Below are 17,627 nucleotides of genomic sequence, written 5' to 3' on the forward strand. Positions count from 1 at the left end.
CGCTGGATCCGGCCTGACAATGCGACGCTGTTCGTGGCCGGCGACATCACGGCCGCCGAGCTGAAACCGCTGCTGGAGGCGCACTTCGGGGGCTGGCAGGCGGATCCGGCGGTGGCGCGCGGCGCGGTGCGGCCCGCCGGCGTGCTGCCCTCCGCGCCGGCGCGCATCATCCTCGTCGATCGCCCCAACAGCCCGCAGAGCCTGATCTTTGCCGGGAGCCTGGTGCCGCTGGAAGGCCGGCAGGACCTGATCGCCCACCGCGCGGCTGTCGATGTGCTGGGCGGCCTGTCGACCAGCCGCATCAACACCAACATCCGCGAGCAGAAGAACTGGGCCTATGGCGCCTTTGCCGGCCTGTCGGATGCCAGGGGGCAGCTCTATTCCATCCTCTATGCCCCGGTGCAGACCGACCGCACCGCCGACAGCATGAAGGCGATGATCGCCGACGTGGTGGCCATCCGCACCACCCGGCCGATCAGCGACGAGGAACGCCGGCGCACGATTGCCAACAGCGTGCTGGCCCTGCCCGGCGAGTTCGAGCGCGGCGCCAGCTTCCTGGGCGCCCTTGAGCGCAACCAGCTTTTCGGCCGGCCCGACGATTATTATGTCACCGCCGCGCGGCGGTTGGGCGCGCTGACCACCGAAGATCTCAACCGCGCCGTGCAGACCATCGGCACCGACACGCTGCTGTGGGTGGTGGTGGGCGACCGCGCCAAGGTGGAGCCGCAGCTGAAAACGCTGGGCCTGCCGCTGGAGGTGCGCCCGGCGCCGTGATGGCGGCGCCGGGCGACCGGTTTCAGGCGCCAGAATTCAGGCGCCAGAGTTCAGGCAAGCGCCGCCTTGCGGCGCCGCATCGTCGCGCCCACCAGGCCGAAGCCGCTCAGCAGCATCGCCCAGCTTGCCGGTTCCGGCACCGCGGCGAGGTTGCCGCGGATCTCGCCGCCGGGGAAATTCACGGTGTGCAGGTTGTAATAGACATTGCCGGCAGCCAGCTGATCCAGCAGCCGCGCCCGCGCCAAATCCACCGTGCCGCCGCTCGCGGTGATGAAGGCCGAGCGGAAGGTGGAGGCCAGGGTGAGATCGAGCACCCGTTCGATGCTGCCGGAGGTCTGGTCGAGCGGCAGGTTGGTGAACCCGATGGCAACGGGGCCATTGCCGGTGGGGGCGGAGCAGCAATGGATGTGGGCGTCCCTGAGGCCCGAGCCGAGATTGGCGAATTCGATGTCGACGATGATGCTGGTGCCCACCACCCGCAGCAGGCCGGTGCCGGTGGCCAGCGAGGCGTTGGGCGGGTTTTCCGCCGCGCCGCTGAACGTTGCGGTGTAGGAGACGGCGTTGGCGGCACTGCTGGCAGCCAGCAACGCGACGGCAAGAAGCGTCCTGATCATGAAACTGATCCCCATGCTCACGCCACACCCATATGTGACGCCCGCAAGATACGCTCCAAAGATGACATTCGACACATAGGTGAAGATTTTATTGACGCAGGTGCGGCAATTCACACCTCGCCGGCGACGATCCGCCGGATCACCTTCTCGAACGTCGCCGGTGGCTGGCCGCCCAGTATGGCATATTTGCCGTTGAAGATGATGGCCGGCACGGCAGTGATGTCCTGCTCCTCGCGCCACCAGCGCTGGGCGGCGTTGACCTCGTCGGCATAGCGGCCGCTGGCCAGCACCTCGCGCGCGGCGTCGCCGTCCAGCCCGGCGGCGACGGCGGCGGCCACCAGCGTTTCGGGATCATTGAGCGGTTCGGCGCGGCTGAAATGGGCTTCGAACAGGGCAGTCTTCAGGGCGTGTGCCTTCCCTGCCTTATCCGCCCAGTGCAGCAGCCGGTGGCAATCGTGCGTGTTCCAGATCATCGCGTCCGGCCCGCCCCTGAAGCGGAAGCCCAGCTGCTCGCCCATCGTCTTGATCTGGTTGCGCGCCGCTTCGCCGGCTTCGGGCGGGCGGCCATATTTGCGTGCGACATGCTCGGCACTGTTCTCGCCCTCGGGTGCCATGCCGGGGTTCAATTCGAACGGGTGGAAGTGCCACTCGGCCGCCACCTCGCCATAGAGGGCGGCCAGCGCCTGTTCGAGCGACTTCATCCCGATCACGCACCAGGGGCAGACCACGTCGGACACGAAATCGATGCGCAGGGGAGCGGTCATGGCGCCAGCCTACGCCCGCCCGGCGCGGCGATCAATCGTTGGCCGCCCCAAAGCGTTCGGCATAGCGGCTGGTGATGCGATCGACCGGCATCACCACGAACACATCGACGGTGTTGAACTGGTGATCGACAAAGCCGCCATCACCCACCATGGCGCCAACCCGCAGATAGGCCTTCACCAGCGGCGGCAGCGCGCGGGCGGCGGCGCGCACATCGATGCTGGCCGCCGGAAGGGCGTTCATGTCGACGCCGTTCGGCGGCAGCACGGTGGCGCGCAGCTCCGGCGGGGCGAGGTGGTGGTGATAAAGATAGGACAGCTCGGCGGCGTGAAGCTTGGGATCAGCGCCGTGCAGCGAGGCGCAGCCGAACAGGTGCCCGATGTTGTGCTGCTGCAGATAGGCAGCGATGCCGCGCCACAGCAGCGAGATGGTGGCGCTGGTCCGCCATTCGGGAGCCACACAGCTGCGGCCCAGTTCCAGCAGCTGCCTGTCTGGGCTGGACTGCGCCAGCAGCGGCGCCAGGTCATATTCGCCGGCTGAATAGAAGCCACCGTGCTGCTGGGCCACGTCCTGCCGCAGCAGGCGATAGGTGCCCACCACCCGCGGCCGCAGCGGATCGGCATGATCGATCACCAGCAGATGATCGCAGAAGGCGTCGATCTGGTCGAAATCGCGACGCAGGCGGGCCATCGCCGCGGTCGGCTGGGCGCCCATCTCGTCATAAAAGATCTCGTAGCGCAGCGCCTGCGCCGCCGCGATCTCCGCCGCGCTCGCCGCCAGCCGCACGTCCAGCAGCCCGGCCCGGCAGATGGCTGGCGCATTGTCCAGCAGCCTGGGCGTGAGTTCGACAGCGCGGCTGAGGGCAAGGGTCATGGCGCGGTCTCCAAGGGGGGTCCACCGGTTAGCCGGGCTGTAGCGATCGCCGGTTACACCGCCGTGGCACCGCGATGACAGGCAGATGGCCGGCGCATTACACGCCGGTTGCAGCGCCGGGGGCGGTCGCCGTCACCGTGTCGTCGGCCACAACCAGCCCGGCCCGCCACAGCCACAGGAAGATCAGGATGCCGGGCAGCGCCAGCGCCGTGGTGAGCCAGTAGAAGTCGACATAGCCCATCGTCTCGATCAGCGCGCCGGCGGTGCCCGAGGAAAAGGCCCGGCCCAGGATCGCCGCCGCAGAAGACAGCAGCGCGAACTGGGTGGCGGTGAAGCGGCGGTCGCACAGCAGTGCCAGCCAGGCGCCGATGGTGACGCCGCCGATGCCGCTGGCGAAATTCTCGAACCCCTGCACCGCTGCCAGTGCCGCCACGTCGTGGCCGATCACCGCCAGCAGCGCATAGCCGGCATTGGTCGCGGCCATCAGCACCAGCGACAGCAGCACCGATCCGGCAAGGCCCAGGCGCTTGTAGAGGATGCCACCCACGAAAATGCCGCCCAGCATGCCGAACAGGCCCAGCGACACGTCATAGAAGGCAACCTCGTCCTTCGAAAAGCCAAGGTCGTTGTAGAAGAGGCGGACCGAAAGCTGGCAGACCGTGTCCCCAAGCTTGTGGACCAGGACGAAGGCCAGCACCACCAAGGCGCCCTTGCGGCCCAGGAAATCGGCCAGCGGCGCGACGATGGCATCCCGGACGGCCGCGCCGAACCCGCGTCCTGAGCGCGGCGCCGGCGGGCGCGTGGGTTCCCCCAGCATGGCGGCGGCCAGCAACGCCGGCAGGAACAGCAGGGGCGCAACCAGATAGGCAGACGCCCAGCCGGCACGCGTGGCAATCAGCAGCGCGCCGGCGCCAACCAGATAGGCGCCCAGCCGCCAGCCATATTGGGTCATGCCCGAACCCGCGCCCATCTGGTCCTCGCGCAGCCATTCGATGCGGATCGCATCGATGACGATGTCGAGCGTTGCCCCGGCAAAGCCCACGGCAACGGCAGCGGCGGCAAACATCGCCAGATCGGCGTTGGGATCGGCCACTCCCAGCCAGGCGATGGCGGCGCTGGCAATTGCCATGCACACCACCAGCCAGGCCCGGCGCTGGCCGATCAGACCGGCCAGCACGGGAATGCGGCCCCGATCGATCACCGGCGCCCACAGCGGTTTGAAGCTGTAGACGAGGAGGGCCAGGCCAAAGGCAGTCACCGATTTCTTGTCGATGCCGCTTTCCGCCAGTCGCGTGGTCAGCGTGGCGGCAATCATCGTGTAGGGCGTGCCCGACGCCATGCCGAGCGCCAGCGCGCCCAGCGGCCCGGCTTCGAAATAGGGCCGGATGGCGGCCGTCAGGGAGCGGTTGCGGGCAAGCGAGGCCATGGGCGGCACCTTGGCGCGCGGCGGCAGCCTGTCAATGGGGCGCTCATGGGGGCGGGTCAGCGGTTCAGGAACAGCGTCTTCTTCATCACCACGTGCACGCCCTTGTTGCGGTCAACCAGCTGGGTGATCTCCACGTCGCCGGCCACGCTGACCAGCATGTAGGCATCATCGCGGCTCATGCCCTTCGCCGTGACCAGGAAGTCGATCATGTTGCGGATCGCCTTGCGCGTCGCGTTCGACAGGTCATCATCGAACCCCATGGCGATATAGGCATCCGGCGTTTCGGCGCGCGGATAGGGCGTCGCCACTTTCTTGTGGAGGATGAACTCGAAGGTGCCGATCAGGCTGGTCTCCAGCGCGGTGATGTCGACCTCGCCATTGCCCTGCGCGGCGTGGCCGTCGCCGGCCTGGAACAGGGCGCCCGGCACATGCACCGGCAGGAACAGCGTGGTGCCGGCCACCAGATGCTTCAGGTCCATGTTGCCGCCGGCAATGGTGGGTGGCGCGCTGTCTATGCGGCCGAAGGCGGGCGGCGGCGCCACGCCCATGCTGCCGAAGAAGGGCGCCAGCGGCACCTCGATGCCGGGCGCGAACCTGCCCACCATGCGCTGCCGGTCGAGCGGCACGATCTTGGTGCGGCGATAGGGGAAATCATCGGTCAGGAAGCCGGCACCGAAGCGGAAACCGTTGTAGGCATAGGGGATGGCCAGATCGATCTTCCGGATCCGCACCTCCAGCGTGTCGCCGGGCTCGGCGCCGGCGATGGCGATCGGGCCGGTGAGGATATGGCCACCCGGCCCGCGTGCCGAAAGCGGCACGCCATCGAACACCGCGCGCAGGGCGGGTTCCACGTCCGCTGCTGCCACGCCGGCCTGCTCCAGGCCGGCCGGGCTGTTGGTCAGCAAGCTGTGCATCACCACCGTATCTCCGGAACTGATGGTCAGCACCGGCTTGTCGGCGGCGTCATAATGGCCCCAGGCCACGGTCTGCGGGGTGGGGTTGAGCACATGGGTGGCGGCCGCCGCCGGAGCAAGCGGGGCGGCGATAAGAGCGGCAAGCAAGGGCAGGTGGCGCATGGTTTCCCCCGGGAAGATGGACTGCGCGCCCGCGATGCACCGGTTGTGGTCGGCGGGCAATGCGTCGAAACTGCCACGCTTTACCGGCCGCACCGGGGCCGATAGCATCCCGGCCTGTTTCTAGGGGGACATGACATGATCCGCACTTTGCTCGCCGCCGCTCTGCTAGCGTCTGCCGCGCCCGCGCTTGCCGCAGCGCCGGCACCGCTGAAGGACGCCGCAGCGGCGGGCGTCGAGGCCCGCGCCGGCGACCTCGCCACCATGATCGACCAGGTGTTCAGCTATGCCGAGCCGGGCTTCCAGGAGGTGCGGACCAGCGCCTATCTCACGGGCATCCTGGAACGGAACGGCTTCAAGGTGGAGCGCGGCGTCGCCGGCATCCCCACCGCCTTCACCGCCACCTGGGGGACAGGCGGGCCAATGATCGCGCTGGGCAGCGATATCGATGGCCTGCTGGGCCTCAGCCAGACGCCGGGTGTGCCGGCCGGCAAGCCGATGCTGGCCGGAGCGCCCGGGCATGGCGAGGGCCACAACAGCGGCCTGCCGATGATGATTGTCGCGGCCCTGGCGGCCAAGGATGTGATGCAGAAGAACGGCATCAAGGGCCGCATCATGATCTGGCCGGGCGTGGCCGAGGAGCTGCTGGCGACCAAGGCCTATTTCGTGCGGGCCGGGATGTTCAAGGACGTGGACGCCAACCTGTTCGCCCATGTCGGGCCGGAGCTGGTGACCGCCTGGGGGCCGCTCGGCTACACGGCGGCGCTGAGCGTGGAGTACAGCTTCTCCGGCCGCACCGCCCATGCCGCCGGCAACCCGTGGGACGGCAAGAGCGCACTGGATGCCGTCGAGCTGATGAACGACGGCTGGAACATGAAGCGCGAGCATCTGCCGCCCAGCCAGCGCAGCCATTATGTCATCACCGGTGGCGGCAACCAGCCCAACATCGTGCCCGACAAGGCCAGTGTATGGTATTACTTCCGCGATCTCAGCCTGCCGGCTGTGAAGGCGATGTATGACAGCGCCAACCGCATTGCCGATGGCGCGGCGCTGATGACCGATACCAGCGTCACCCGCCGCGTGCTGGGTCATGCTGCCACCAACTATGGCAACAGGCCGTTGGCGGAGGCGGCCTTCGCCAACATGCAGGCCGTGGGCCTGCCGAAGTGGAGCGAGGCCGACCAGAATTTCGCGCGCGCCGTGCAGGAGGGATTTGGCCGCAAGCCGGTGCCGCTGGCCACTGGCGGTCCCCGGCTGTTCACGCCCGACAGGCTCAACACCGAGGGCGGCTCGGGGTCGGACGATATCGGCGACATCATGTGGACGGTGCCGACCATCACCATCGGTTATCCGTCCAACCTGCCTGGCATCTCCTACCACAATGTGATGGCGGCGGCCGCGATGGCGACGCCGATCGCCCACAAGGGCGCGGTGGCCGGCGCCAAGGTGGTGGCGATGACCGTGCTCGACCTGATGACCACCCCTGACCTCGTTGCCAGCGCCAAGGCCTGGCAGAAGGACGTGCAGTTCAAGACCGAGACCTACCAGCCGCTGATTGGCCCCGAAGACAGCCCGGCCATCCATCTCAACGCCGATCTGATGGCCAAGCTGCGCCCGCAGATGGAAAACCAGTATTTCGATCCGAAGAAGTACCGCTCCTACCTCGAACAGTTGGGCATCGACTATCAGAAGGCCGGTGCGAAAAACTAGCTTTCGCGAGCCCGCGAACGGAGTCACTCTTCCGGCCATGGACATCGCCTTCACCGCGCGCCACCCGACCCCCGGCCAGCGGGCGCTGGCCGCCGGCATTCCGGCCGCGGCTGAGCGGCCAGCCAGTGGGGTGATGCGCGAGATCCCGGCCAGTGCCTACACCTGCCCCGACCATTTCGCCCGCGAATGGAGCCATGTCTTCAAACGCCTGCCGCTGGTGATCGCGCCGTCAGCGCTGCTGCCGCAGCCCAACATGGCGGTGCCCCATGATGGCTTTGGCCTGCCGCTGTTGATCGCCCGCGATGGCAAGGGCGTGGCCCGGGTGTTCATGAACGTCTGCCGGCACCGCGGCACGCGGCTGGTTGAAGGCTGCGAGCTGGTGAAGTCGCCGGCGCTGGTGTGCCCCTATCACGCGTGGAGCTATGGCACCGATGGCAAGCTCAAGGGCCTGCCACGCCCGGAGACCTTCGCAGGGCTGGACAAGGGCACGCGCGGCCTCGTCGAGATGCCCAGCCTGGAGGCCGGGGGCCTGATCTGGGTGGGCCTTGATGCGCAGGCGCCGCCCGATTTCAGCCTCGCCGCCGGGCCCTTCGCCGCCGATTTCGATGCCATCGGCTTTGCTGACCAGCATCTCTATGCGCGGCGCACCCACAAGGTGGCGGCCAACTGGAAGCTGATCATGGATGCCTTCTCCGAAAGCTACCATGTGCTCCGTCTGCATGCGAACACCATTGCGCCCTATTTCCAGGATGGCGTCACCACCGGAGACCATATCGGCCCGCATTCGCGTTCGGCCGTTGCCCGGCTGGCGGCGCTGGACGGCATCGACCTTGATGACATGCGCGACTTGAGGCGCACGATGACCTTCACCTACAATCTCGTCTCCGGCACGGTGATCGTCGCCAGCCCGGACTACATCAACATCATGGTGGTGATGCCGCGCAGCGTTGGCGAGACCTGGGTCGAGGATTTCATGCTGATCCCCGAGCCGCCGCAGGACGAGAAGGCGGAGCGGCACTGGGCGAAGAGCTGGTCCCTCCTCGATGGCGCGGTGTTCGGGTCGGAGGATTTCCGCGCCGCCGCGCTGGGCCAGGAAGGGCTGATGTCGGGCGCGGTCGATCACCTGCTGATCGGCGGGCTGGAACAGGGCATCGGCACGCTGCACGACAGGCTGGCAGCGCTGATGGCCTGATTTTGCGGCCGGTGCCCCCCGATCACCCCTTGCAAAACCGTGTCGCAATCCTAACACAGTAGGCAGTGCGTGCCGGCACTGATAGACTGGCGCGGCAGGAGAAGAGGTCAGGCATGTCCGAAGACGTCGCGATCAAGCTGGAACCGCCGGTGGCGGTGGCACCCGTCGCCCCCCAGAAAGCCGCGGGCCTGGTGCCCCTGAAGGACCAGGAGCGCGCCCAGTTGGATGCCAAGGTGGAGGCCTTCATCGACGAGCTGATCGCCACCGATGCTGCCAGCCCGGAGTTCGGCAAGAAGGTCGATGCGCTGGCCAATCTCGGTGCAACCGAGATCGCGCGGGCCGCCGCCCAGTCCAACCGCTTCCTCGACCGGCCGACGCGCGCCATCAACAAGGAAACCGGCATCGGCGCCGATCTGGTGCAGCTGCGCAAGATCGTCGAGGATCTGGACCCCGGCAAGGGAGCCAAGTTGACTGGCCGCAAGAAGCTGTTCGGCCTTATCCCGCTGGGCGGCGACAAGCTGCGCTCCTACTTCGACAGCTACAAGAGCGCGCAGGGCAACATCAACGCCATCCTCGGCGCCCTGAAGAGCGGCAAGGACGAGCTGCTGAAGGACAATATCGCCATCGAGGACGAGCGGGCCAAGCTGTGGGACGCGATGGGCAAGCTGGAACAGATGGTCCACATGTCCAAGGTGCTCGACGAGAAGCTGGAAGAGCGCGCCACCGAGCTTGACGTGTCGGACCCGGCCAAGGCCAAGGCGATCCGCGAGAATGCGCTGTTCTACGTGCGTCAGCGCACGCAGGACCTGCTGACCCAACTCGCCGTTTCGGTGCAGGGCTATCTGGCGCTCGACCTCGTCAAGAAGAACAATGTCGAGCTGATGAAGGGTGTCGACCGCGCCAGCACGACGACGGTGAGCGCGCTGCGCACCGCCGTCACCGTGGCGGAGGCGATGACCAACCAGAAGCTGGTGCTGGAACAGATCACCCAGCTCAACACCACCACGGCGGGCATCATCGATTCCACCGGCGAGCTCTTGAAGAACAACACCGCCACCATCCACGAGCAGGCGGCGGCCAGCACCATCCCGGTGGAAACGCTGCAGCGCGCCTTCCAGAACGTCTATCAGACGATGGACGCCATCGACAATTTCAAGCTGAAGTCGCTGGAGGCGATGAAGACCACGGTCGACACGCTCTCGGTCGAGGTCGAGAAGAGCCGGGCCTATGTCGCCCGTGCGCAGGGGCAGGCGGAAGCCCAGATGGCGGGGCCCCAGACCAGCCTGACCGCCCTGTCCTGAGATGGCGTCGGGCGCCCCCTACGACGAGGTGGAGGCGCGCCGCCGCCGTATGGCGCGCGCCGAGACCATGCAGATGGCGCGCCAGCGCCGCTGGGAGAAGCGCAAGGCCAATATCGCGCGGAGGGTGACCCGCGGTATGGTCGCCTTCGGCCTGATGCTGGCCGGGCTCACCGTCTATGGCTGGGTGTCGGGCGGGTTGGGCATAGGCCTGTTCCTGCTGGCCCTGTTGCTGCTGCCGATGGCCGGCATCGCCGGCATGCTGCTGCCGGTGGGCGGCGCCGACGTTGACGCCATCGACAAGGCGGCCCCGGCCGAGCTGCCGGCGATCACCGAAAGCCTGCTGGAACGCCAGCGCCGCAGCCTGCCGCGCCTCGCGGCGCCGCAGCTGGATGCAATCGAAGTGCAGCTGGCGGCGCTGGAACGGCAACTGGCGCGGGTGCCGGCCGATCACCCGGTGGCGCAGGATGTCGGCCGCCTGTTGGGAAGCCACCTGCCCGAACTGGTGGACCGCTACACCCGTATCCCGCCACTGCAGCGCACCACCCTGGTGGAACATGATGGCCGCACGCCCGAAGCCACGGTGATCGACGGATTGAAGGCGGTGGAAGCGGAACTGGCGCGCGCTTCGGCGGCGCTGGCCGAGGCTGATCGCGACGGCCTGCGCGTGCAGGGCAAGTTCCTCGAAGCGCGTTATGGCGAGGGGCAGGGCGTCTGAGGTTCAGGGCCGCGCGAGCCAAGCGATGATCGCGGCGCGTTCGGCGGGGTTGGCCACTCGGAAATACATTTTCGCGCCCGGCACCATCGCCTGCGGGCCGGCCAGCCAGCGGTCCAGTGCTTCGGGTGTCCAGGTGAAATCGACGGCGGCCAGCGCCGGGGAATAGGCATAGCCCGGCACCTTGCCAGCCTTGCGCCCGACCAGCCCGGCATGGCTGGGGCCGGTTCCGTTGCGATCCATTGCATGGCAGCGGCCGCAGCGTTGGGCATAGAGGGCGGCGCCATCGGCGGCCGATGCCGGTGTGGCCGCCGCCAGAACGGCAGCGGCCACGGGGGCAACGGTGAGGCAGGCGCGGAGGCCGCGCATCACTTGTCGATGATGTCGCGGTGCATCGGCGCCAGCGCCGCGATCAGCCGGTTCTGCGCAAAGAAGGGCACGTTGGCCTTGTTGAGGCTGATCTGCAGCTCTTCGACCAGCGCATAGAAGGCGCCTTCCGTCACCTTCATGCCCTTGTGGGATTCGGCCATGGTGCGGCCGGAATAGGTGCAGGGGCCGTTCATCACCACGCAGAACTGTTCGACCAGCTGCTTCTTGATCCGTTCCTCGTCGGAGCCTTCGAAGAAGGGCCGTGTCCGCGGGTTGGCCAGCCAGCGCACCATCACGTCATCCATGATGCGGGTGAGGCCAGCGGTGCCGCCAAAGCTTTCCAGCAGCGCTGTGCCGTCGGTGGCCAGCGGCAAGGTGGGGGCGCGCGGCGTGATGCTGGGGTCGCTCACGGCCGGTTCGGTGGGTGCCGCCAGCGCCGACGCTGGCAGGACCATGAGGGTGAGAGCCCAGAGGGCGATATTGATCTTCATGGGAGTTCTCCGAAAGCAGGGGGTGTCAGAAGCCGATCTGCAGCGAGGCATAGGCGCCGGTCTGGCGGGCCAGCGCGATCTGGCCGAGCCGGGCATAAGCCAGTGTCACCGACACGTTGCGGATCGGCGCATAGGCGACAAAGGCATCCCAGGCGTTCTCCTCGCGGAACGAGGTGCCGCCCAGCGCTCCTTCGAGGCGGTTCGACTTGGTGCGGAACTCGCCGCCGATTGCCAGCTTGCGGCTGAGCAGCAGCGCCGCCGAGGCTTCGAACTGCGGCTTGTAGGCCTGGTTCTGGCCACCCAGCCCGCCAAAGCCCAGGATGCCGAACTGGTTGGCCTTGGTGAGCCGGCCGGTGACGTTGACCAGCAGGCTCTGCGCCAGGAAGATCTTGGTGGCCGCGATGTAGAAATCGGTGCCGCGCCGCTGCAGACCGAGCGCGCCGCCTACCACGGTCGCATCATCGTTGATCTTGTACTGGGCGCCGATGGCGATCTGCGGCAACAGGCTGTCCTGCTCCAGCACGGCGTCGCCGATCAGGCGCAGCTTGGCACCGATGATGGTCTGGCTGATCGTGTAGCGATTGCCCAGTGCCAGCGCGTTGCCAATCTCGCGCAGGTTGAAGTTCTGGCGGGCCACCGACAGTTCGAGCCGGTTCTTCACATTGAGCGCCGCGCCATAGGAGGCCAGCGTGAAGTCCTGGGTGTCGACGCCCGTCACATAGGAGGTGATGCCGAACTCGTTTTTCGTGCCATAGCCGCCGATCAGCGCCCACGGCACCAGCCCGCCGCCGCCGGCACCTTCGATGGTGGACACGCCGCCGGTGAGCAGCAGCCGGCCGCCGGGATCGAGGAAAGACGGGCCGGACCGGGCGGGCGGGGCCGATCCGCTTCCCTCCACCTGCTCCATCAGTGCGTCCTCGCCCACGTCGACCACGCCGTCGCCGGACGTGTTTGCCAGCGCCGTCGTGCCATAAAGACACACGGCCGCCGCCCAAGCGGCCCGTTTGATTCCCATGATTGTTTCCTAGCCTCGATTTGAAGTCGTGGTTTGGCGTTCCCTGCCGGCAGTTACGCAGACAGGCGGCCAACCGCTTCAGAACGGGCAGAACAATTTGTCGCACGCGGTTTGGGCGCTCAGCCCGGCGGCAGGCCCATGCGTTCGCGTTCCCGCGCGATATGCTCGCGGCAGAACTGGGACATCTTGGCGAAATAGACGATGGTCGGCGGCAGGTTCTTGAAGGCCGGCTCGTTGGTATAGGCCATAGTGATGCGATCGGCGAGGATGGCCGATGTCGTCTTCTGGTCGATCAGGCAGCGGGTGCGCCCAAGCTTCACCGCCGCCGCCCCGACATCATCGGTGGGATAGATCTGGTTGGCGGCATCGTTGATGCCCTGGGCATAGCCCTGCCGGGCCACCGGCGGCATGGCCAGCCAGGTCTCCCCATTGTTGACATAGCCGGCGGCGCTGGCGGCTGTGTGTGGGCCGGCGATGGAAAGTGCCAGGGCTAGGGCAGCAAGCTGCAGGATCGATAACGGGCGCATGGTCGTGGTCCCGATAAAAAAGGAACGTCCGCCAGCCTTAGCTGACGGACGTCCTTTCGTCTTCGATTTCTGAAGGATCAGAAGCCGATCGAGCCGCCAACACGGAAGGCGGTGCCACCGAAGCTGTTCAGGCTGGTGGCCACACCGGCGTTCAGCGCGACGTTGTCGGTCACCAGGAAGCCGACCTGGCCGGCGATGGCCGATTCACCGCGATAGTTGCCGTAGTTGACGTTCAGGGCGATCTTCTTGCCGGGCAGGAAGTAGCCGCCGCCCAGGGCAACGGCAACCGCGGTGCCGGCATCGGCTTCACGCTGCACGGTGTTGATCTGGCCATTCAGCGTGGCCACGGCCGAAGCGAGAGCAGCGTTCACACCGGCAACGGCAGTGTTCAGCTGGCCCAGGTTCACCGCATCGGTGGCCGAGGTGCCGTTGGCGACGTTGGTGATGCGGCCATTGCCGGCATTGATCGCGGCAGCACCGGCAGCGCCACCAACGTTGGCGTTGATCACGCCGAAGTTGCCGGTCGCGGCAGTCACCGAACCGGTGGTGGTCAGGCCCGACGAGCCAACCGTGGTCGAGCTGGTGGCGGCGGTCGGCAGCGCGACAGTCACCTGGCCGGTCGACGGGTTGTAGGTGGCGGTGCCGACGCGCTGGGCGTAGGTGGTGCCGGTCGGCGCGACCGTCGTCGAGTTCTCGGTGGCAACCACGGCGCCAGCCGCGGTCGGCGTGCCCGAGGTGGACAGGGTAGCCTGGTAGTTGTTGGCGAGCAGATCGTCACCAACGGTGCCCGAAGCGGAAACGGCGGTGATGGTGGCCGCGCTGGTGGGCACCGGGGGATTGGTGACTTCGGTGTCGCTGACGATGTTCGGCGGGGTCGAGGCGTCGAACACGACGGTGCGGATCGAGGTCACGGTCTGGGCCTGCGAGCCGGTGCCGCTCACGGTCACGTCGCCGGTGTAGGTGACGCCGTTGACGGTGGTCGAGACAGCCGTGGTGGTGGGCGCCGTGGTCGAGTCCACGGTCTGCGGCAGAATGGTGGTGGTGACAGCCGTGAGCGGGTTCGGCACGGTGGTGGTGGCGGTCGGCGTGCCGTTGGTGGTGACGGTGGTCGGCGCAGCGCCGGTGGTGCCGTTGAAGGCCTGGGCGTTGGCAGCGCCAGCGGCCAGGGCAGCGAGCGACACCGTCAGGGCAAGGCGGATGTTGCGAGAGTGCATGATTGTTATCCTCTGAATATTCCCCACCCCACGGTATCATGCGTGACCCCCGGTCGCGCCTGCCTTGGGGAGCCGATTGGCCGGGCAACTAATATGAAGAGAAGCCCGTGGCGTCAACAGAGTCAGGCGCTTTAGCCCGTCTCTTTACAGTATCCGAAATGGTATTGTGGCCACTTGGCCACACCGTGGCAATCCAAGATGAATCAGGATGTTGACGCCAGGTTACCAGTCAGGCCAGCGCCGGGGCCGGTGCGAACACCGCCGCCAGTACGCCGGCATAAATGTCGGTCAGCGCGGCAAGATCAGCCACTGCCACCTGTTCATCAACCTTGTGCATGGACTGGCCGGGCAGGCCGAACTCGACGACCGGGCACAGGCGGCGGATGAAGCGCGCATCCGATGTGCCGCCGCTGGTCGAAAGTTCCGGAGTGCGCCCGGTGACGCGGCGCACCGCGTCGCTGACCAGTCCCGACAGCGTGCCCGGCTCGGTCAGGAAGGCCTCGCCGGAGATCTTCACCTCCACATGCGCGGCATCGGCATGGCGCGCCACGGTCTCGCGAATCCAGCCGGCCAGCGCTTCGCCCGCGTGTTGGTTGTTGAAGCGGATGTTGAGCCGCGCCCGCGCCTGCGCCGGGATCATATTGGTCGCCGGATTGCCCACCGAGATGTCGGTGATCTCGAGGTTGGAGGGCTGGAACCAGTCATTGCCGCTGTCCAGCATCCGCGCCTTCAGGTCGGCCAGGATGGCTACCAGCGGCGTGATCGGATTGTGCGCGCGATCGGGGTAGGCGACATGGCCCTGCGCGCCGTTGACCGTGATCCAGGCGTTGAGGCTGCCGCGCCGGCCGATCTTGATCATGTCACCCAGCGCCTGCCGCGAGGTCGGCTCGCCGACGAGGCACAGATTGGGAACCAGACTGTTGGCGGCCAGCCAGTCGAGCATCGGATCGGTGCCGAAGGTGGCCGGCCCTTCCTCGTCGCCGGTGATAATGAAACTGATGCGGCCGGGCAATCGACCCTGCGCCAGGTGGCGGGCGACGGCGGCCACCATGGCGGCCAGCGCGCCCTTCATGTCGTTGGCGCCGCGTCCGATCAGGAAACCGTCCCGCACCACGCCGGCAAACGGGTCCTCGCTCCAGGCGGCAAGGTCTCCGGCCGGCACCACGTCGCTGTGGCCGGCAAAGGCGAAATGCGGTCCATCGCAGCCACCCAGAGTGGCGAACAGGTTCTGCACCGGGCCATCGGGCGGATGGCCGAAGGGTAGCGGCGTGATGGCGAAGCCCAGCCCGGCCAGCGCCTCGGCCAGCAGCGCCTGCGCGCCGTCATCGGCGGGGGTGACGCTGGCGCAGCGGATCAGCGCCTGGGCAAGGCTTACGGGATCGAGGGTCATGTCCCCGCCCTCAGGTGCCGGCCTTGCGCATCGCCACCGCCAGCCGGTCAAGATAGGCGGCGATGCGCCGCGCGTTGGCGCCCAGGTCGCTCTCGCCCACGCGCGATTTCGACCGAATGTCCACCCGCGTGCCGGCTTCGGTTGCGGTCAGGCGGATCACGATATCGTCCCGGAAGCCCCACCAGCGGCTCTGCTCCACCGCCTCGATGCGGCCGGTGGCGCGGTCGGCGCGGATGATCTGCCAGGCCGGATCACAGGCCTTCATGGCCAGATCGAAGGCCGCACCCGGCGGCACCGGAAGATCGAGCGGGCGAACCTCGGGATAGGCGCGGGCCTGCTGGGGCGCGAAGGCCGGGTTGTAGCCGATGGGGCCGGCGTCTGCCCCGCGCATCGCCGGCGTGATGGCTTCAAAGGCCGGCGGATCAAGCGTGTCGGTGCTAATGTCGTTAATCGGCGGCTTGTCGGCAGCGCCGGCGATCACCGCCACCGGCACCGCCAGTGCCGCCAGGCCCACGGCCGCCGCGATCACCGTGATGGTGCCGCCGCGTCGCCGCAGCAGGTTGGCGAGGCTCCACAGGGCGCCGATGCCGGCGATCAGCGCCGCCATCACGAACAGGCCCAGCCCGGCTGCCCAGCCCAATATGTCGAAGCGCACCAGCGGCCCGGCCAGCGGCACGAGCGCGGCGGCCGCCAAGGTGGCGCGGGCGATGTTGGCAGGGCTCATCGGCGGCGCACTCCTCCGGGAACGTCATAGCGGGTGAAGTCATAATCCTCGGCCATCGCGGCATCCCGCCATTCCACCATCCAGGGGTGGGCGAGCACGCGCGCCACATAGCTGCGGGCCATGTCGCCCACCGGCAGGTGATAGCTGTCGATGCGGGTGCACACCGGCGCAAACATGATGTCGGCCGCACCAAAGCGGCCGAACAGCCAGGGCTCACCGGTTTCGCTGCCGAACCGGCCCAGCGCCTGTTCCCAAAGGCTCTCGATGCGCTGCACATCGGCCATCACCTCGGGCGTAGGCCGGAAACCGGGGAAATGCTGTTGCAGGTCCATCGGGCAGCCAGCACGCAAGGGCGCAAAGCCGGAATGCATCTCGGCGCACATCGCATAGGCCAGCTGGCGGGCCGGCACATCGCGCGGCCAGAAGCGATCATGCCCGGCCTTGTCGGCAAGATGCAGGATGATGGCCATCGAATCCCACACCGGCTCGCCATGGTCCCAAAGCACCGGCACCTTGCCCGACGGCATGTCGGCCTTGGCGGCGCCCGATATCCACTCCGGCGTGTCCATCACCCGCAGTTCGGTCTCGAACGGCAGCAGCGACTGCTTGGCGGCCAGCCAGCCACGCAGCGACCAGCTGGAATAGGTGCGGTTGCCGATGATGAGCTTCATGTCCGTGCCGCGTCCGCTGGGGTCCCTGGCGCGCAACTTGGCGCAATCGCTGCGCTGCGGCAAGCTTGCCAGCGCCGCGCCGCCGTGCTTTCCCTTCCGCACATGGACGCAACCAAGCCGCTTGTGATGGTCCTGAACGGGCCCAACCTGAACCTGCTCGGCAGCCGGGAACCGGCCATCTATGGCCGCGACACGCTGGACGATATCGCCGTCCGGCTGGAAGAACAGGCCGCCACGCTGGGGCTGGAACTCGATATCCGCCAGTCCAATCATGAAGGCCACCTGGTGGACTGGCTGCACGAGGCGGGCGCCCGCGGCGCGCTGGCCGTGCTGCTCAATGCCGGCGCGCTCACCCACACGTCGATCGCCATTCTCGATGCCATCAAGGGCATCAATGTGCCGGTGATCGAGGTGCATCTGTCGAACCCGCACACGCGCGAGGAGTTCCGCCACACCAGCTTCGTGGCGCGCGCCGCAAAGGGCACGATCGCCGGCTTTGGCGCGGCCTCCTATCGGCTGGCGCTGGACGCGGCGGCGGCTTTGCGGCAATGACCGCGTCTTTCAAAGGCTAGAAACGGGGCCGCAATGCCGGAATCGAAGGGAATCGCAGTGGACACCAAGCTCGTGCGTGAGCTGGCCGAACTGCTCGACGCCACCAACCTGACCGAGATCGAGGTGAAGGACGGCGAGCGTATCATCCGCGTCGCCCGCGCCGCTGCCAACGTCACCATGGCGGCCGCGCCGTCCGGCTATGCGCCGGCACCGCCGGCAGGCGGCTGGCCGGCACCG

19 protein-coding genes and 1 pseudogene are annotated in these 17,627 nt (G+C 67.5%); 7 read left to right on the forward strand and 13 right to left on the reverse strand.

Annotated features, from left to right (window positions below):
* Positions 1 to 774 (forward strand): M16 family metallopeptidase (locus GJV64_RS02940; protein WP_164155794.1); only part of this gene is annotated, 774 nt, incomplete at its 5' end.
* 50 nt (positions 775 to 824) lie between these two features.
* Here GJV64_RS02940 and GJV64_RS02945 read toward each other — a convergent pair.
* The 5 genes from GJV64_RS02945 to GJV64_RS02965 form a co-directional block, all read right to left on the reverse strand.
* A complete protein-coding gene (locus tag GJV64_RS02945) occupies positions 825 to 1,388 on the reverse strand; it encodes a CHRD domain-containing protein (RefSeq protein WP_164155795.1) in 564 nt (187 codons plus the stop codon).
* 110 nt (positions 1,389 to 1,498) lie between these two features.
* Entirely contained in the window at positions 1,499 to 2,152 is a 654-nt protein-coding gene (locus GJV64_RS02950) for a DsbA family oxidoreductase (protein WP_164155796.1), read from the reverse strand.
* Positions 2,153 to 2,183: 31 nt separating this feature from the next.
* Positions 2,184 to 3,023, reverse strand: a complete 840-nt coding sequence (locus GJV64_RS02955; RefSeq protein ID WP_164155797.1) for a GNAT family N-acetyltransferase — start codon at positions 3,021 to 3,023, stop codon at positions 2,184 to 2,186.
* A 97-nt stretch (positions 3,024 to 3,120) separates the two neighbouring features.
* Positions 3,121 to 4,449, reverse strand: coding sequence for an AmpG family muropeptide MFS transporter (locus GJV64_RS02960; protein ID WP_164155798.1), 1,329 nt, complete (start codon positions 4,447 to 4,449; stop codon positions 3,121 to 3,123).
* A gap of 56 nt (positions 4,450 to 4,505) precedes the next feature.
* A complete protein-coding gene (locus GJV64_RS02965; RefSeq protein ID WP_164155799.1) occupies positions 4,506 to 5,525 on the reverse strand; it encodes an acetamidase/formamidase family protein in 1,020 nt (339 codons plus the stop codon).
* Between the two features lie 135 nt (positions 5,526 to 5,660).
* On the opposite strand from GJV64_RS02965, the gene GJV64_RS02970 reads away from it, so the two are divergent.
* The 4 genes from GJV64_RS02970 to GJV64_RS02985 all read left to right on the forward strand — a co-directional run bounded on the left by GJV64_RS02970 (position 5,661) and on the right by GJV64_RS02985 (position 10,440).
* Positions 5,661 to 7,232, forward strand: coding sequence for an amidohydrolase (locus GJV64_RS02970; RefSeq protein WP_164155800.1), 1,572 nt, complete (start codon positions 5,661 to 5,663; stop codon positions 7,230 to 7,232).
* 37 nt (positions 7,233 to 7,269) lie between these two features.
* Positions 7,270 to 8,424, forward strand: coding sequence for an aromatic ring-hydroxylating oxygenase subunit alpha (locus tag GJV64_RS02975; RefSeq protein ID WP_164155801.1), 1,155 nt, complete (start codon positions 7,270 to 7,272; stop codon positions 8,422 to 8,424).
* 113 nt (positions 8,425 to 8,537) lie between these two features.
* Positions 8,538 to 9,725: a toxic anion resistance protein gene (locus tag GJV64_RS02980; RefSeq protein WP_164155802.1), complete on the forward strand. Its 1,188-nt coding sequence runs from the start codon at positions 8,538 to 8,540 to the stop codon at positions 9,723 to 9,725.
* A gap of 1 nt (position 9,726) precedes the next feature.
* Positions 9,727 to 10,440, forward strand: a complete 714-nt coding sequence (locus GJV64_RS02985; RefSeq protein WP_164155803.1) for a hypothetical protein — start codon at positions 9,727 to 9,729, stop codon at positions 10,438 to 10,440.
* Positions 10,441 to 10,443: 3 nt separating this feature from the next.
* On the opposite strand, the gene GJV64_RS02990 is transcribed toward GJV64_RS02985, so the two are convergent.
* The 8 genes from GJV64_RS02990 to GJV64_RS03025 all read right to left on the reverse strand — a co-directional run bounded on the left by GJV64_RS02990 (position 10,444) and on the right by GJV64_RS03025 (position 16,838).
* Complete coding sequence (locus GJV64_RS02990; RefSeq protein WP_164155804.1) at positions 10,444 to 10,806, reverse strand: c-type cytochrome; 363 nt, start codon at positions 10,804 to 10,806, stop codon at positions 10,444 to 10,446.
* The gene (locus tag GJV64_RS02995) at positions 10,806 to 11,297 is read right to left on the reverse strand and encodes a group I truncated hemoglobin (protein WP_164155805.1); all 492 of its coding nucleotides are present in this window, start codon (positions 11,295 to 11,297) and stop codon (positions 10,806 to 10,808) included. The genes GJV64_RS02990 and GJV64_RS02995 overlap by 1 nt, the downstream gene beginning before the upstream one ends.
* 25 nt (positions 11,298 to 11,322) lie before the next feature.
* Entirely contained in the window at positions 11,323 to 12,312 is a 990-nt protein-coding gene (locus GJV64_RS03000; RefSeq protein WP_235927570.1) for a DUF3034 family protein, read from the reverse strand.
* A gap of 119 nt (positions 12,313 to 12,431) precedes the next feature.
* A complete protein-coding gene (locus GJV64_RS03005) occupies positions 12,432 to 12,839 on the reverse strand; it encodes a hypothetical protein (protein ID WP_164155806.1) in 408 nt (135 codons plus the stop codon).
* A gap of 77 nt (positions 12,840 to 12,916) precedes the next feature.
* Entirely contained in the window at positions 12,917 to 14,053 is a 1,137-nt protein-coding gene (locus tag GJV64_RS03010) for a YadA-like family protein (protein WP_164155807.1), read from the reverse strand.
* A gap of 229 nt (positions 14,054 to 14,282) precedes the next feature.
* A complete protein-coding gene (gene dapE / locus GJV64_RS03015; RefSeq protein WP_164155808.1) occupies positions 14,283 to 15,443 on the reverse strand; it encodes a succinyl-diaminopimelate desuccinylase in 1,161 nt (386 codons plus the stop codon).
* Positions 15,444 to 15,453: 10 nt separating this feature from the next.
* On the reverse strand, positions 15,454 to 16,167 hold the full coding sequence (locus tag GJV64_RS03020; RefSeq protein ID WP_164155809.1) for a DUF1499 domain-containing protein: 714 nt from the start codon (positions 16,165 to 16,167) through the stop codon (positions 15,454 to 15,456).
* Positions 16,164 to 16,838 carry a glutathione S-transferase gene (locus GJV64_RS03025; protein ID WP_164155810.1) on the reverse strand — a complete coding sequence of 225 codons (675 nt, stop codon included), beginning with the start codon at positions 16,836 to 16,838 and terminating at the stop codon, positions 16,164 to 16,166. Before GJV64_RS03025 ends, GJV64_RS03020 begins: the two co-directional genes overlap by 4 nt.
* 126 nt (positions 16,839 to 16,964) lie before the next feature.
* On the opposite strand from GJV64_RS03025, the gene aroQ reads away from it, so the two are divergent.
* Both aroQ and GJV64_RS03035 read left to right on the forward strand, forming a co-directional pair.
* Positions 16,965 to 17,390, forward strand: coding sequence for a type II 3-dehydroquinate dehydratase (gene aroQ / locus GJV64_RS03030; RefSeq protein ID WP_235927571.1), 426 nt, complete (start codon positions 16,965 to 16,967; stop codon positions 17,388 to 17,390).
* A gap of 57 nt (positions 17,391 to 17,447) precedes the next feature.
* Positions 17,448 to 17,627: pseudogene (locus GJV64_RS03035) on the forward strand (acetyl-CoA carboxylase biotin carboxyl carrier protein); the annotation flags it as partial.

This window comes from Sandarakinorhabdus rubra (assembly GCF_010994245.1).
Lineage (GTDB): Bacteria > Pseudomonadota > Alphaproteobacteria > Sphingomonadales > Sphingomonadaceae > Sandarakinorhabdus > Sandarakinorhabdus rubra.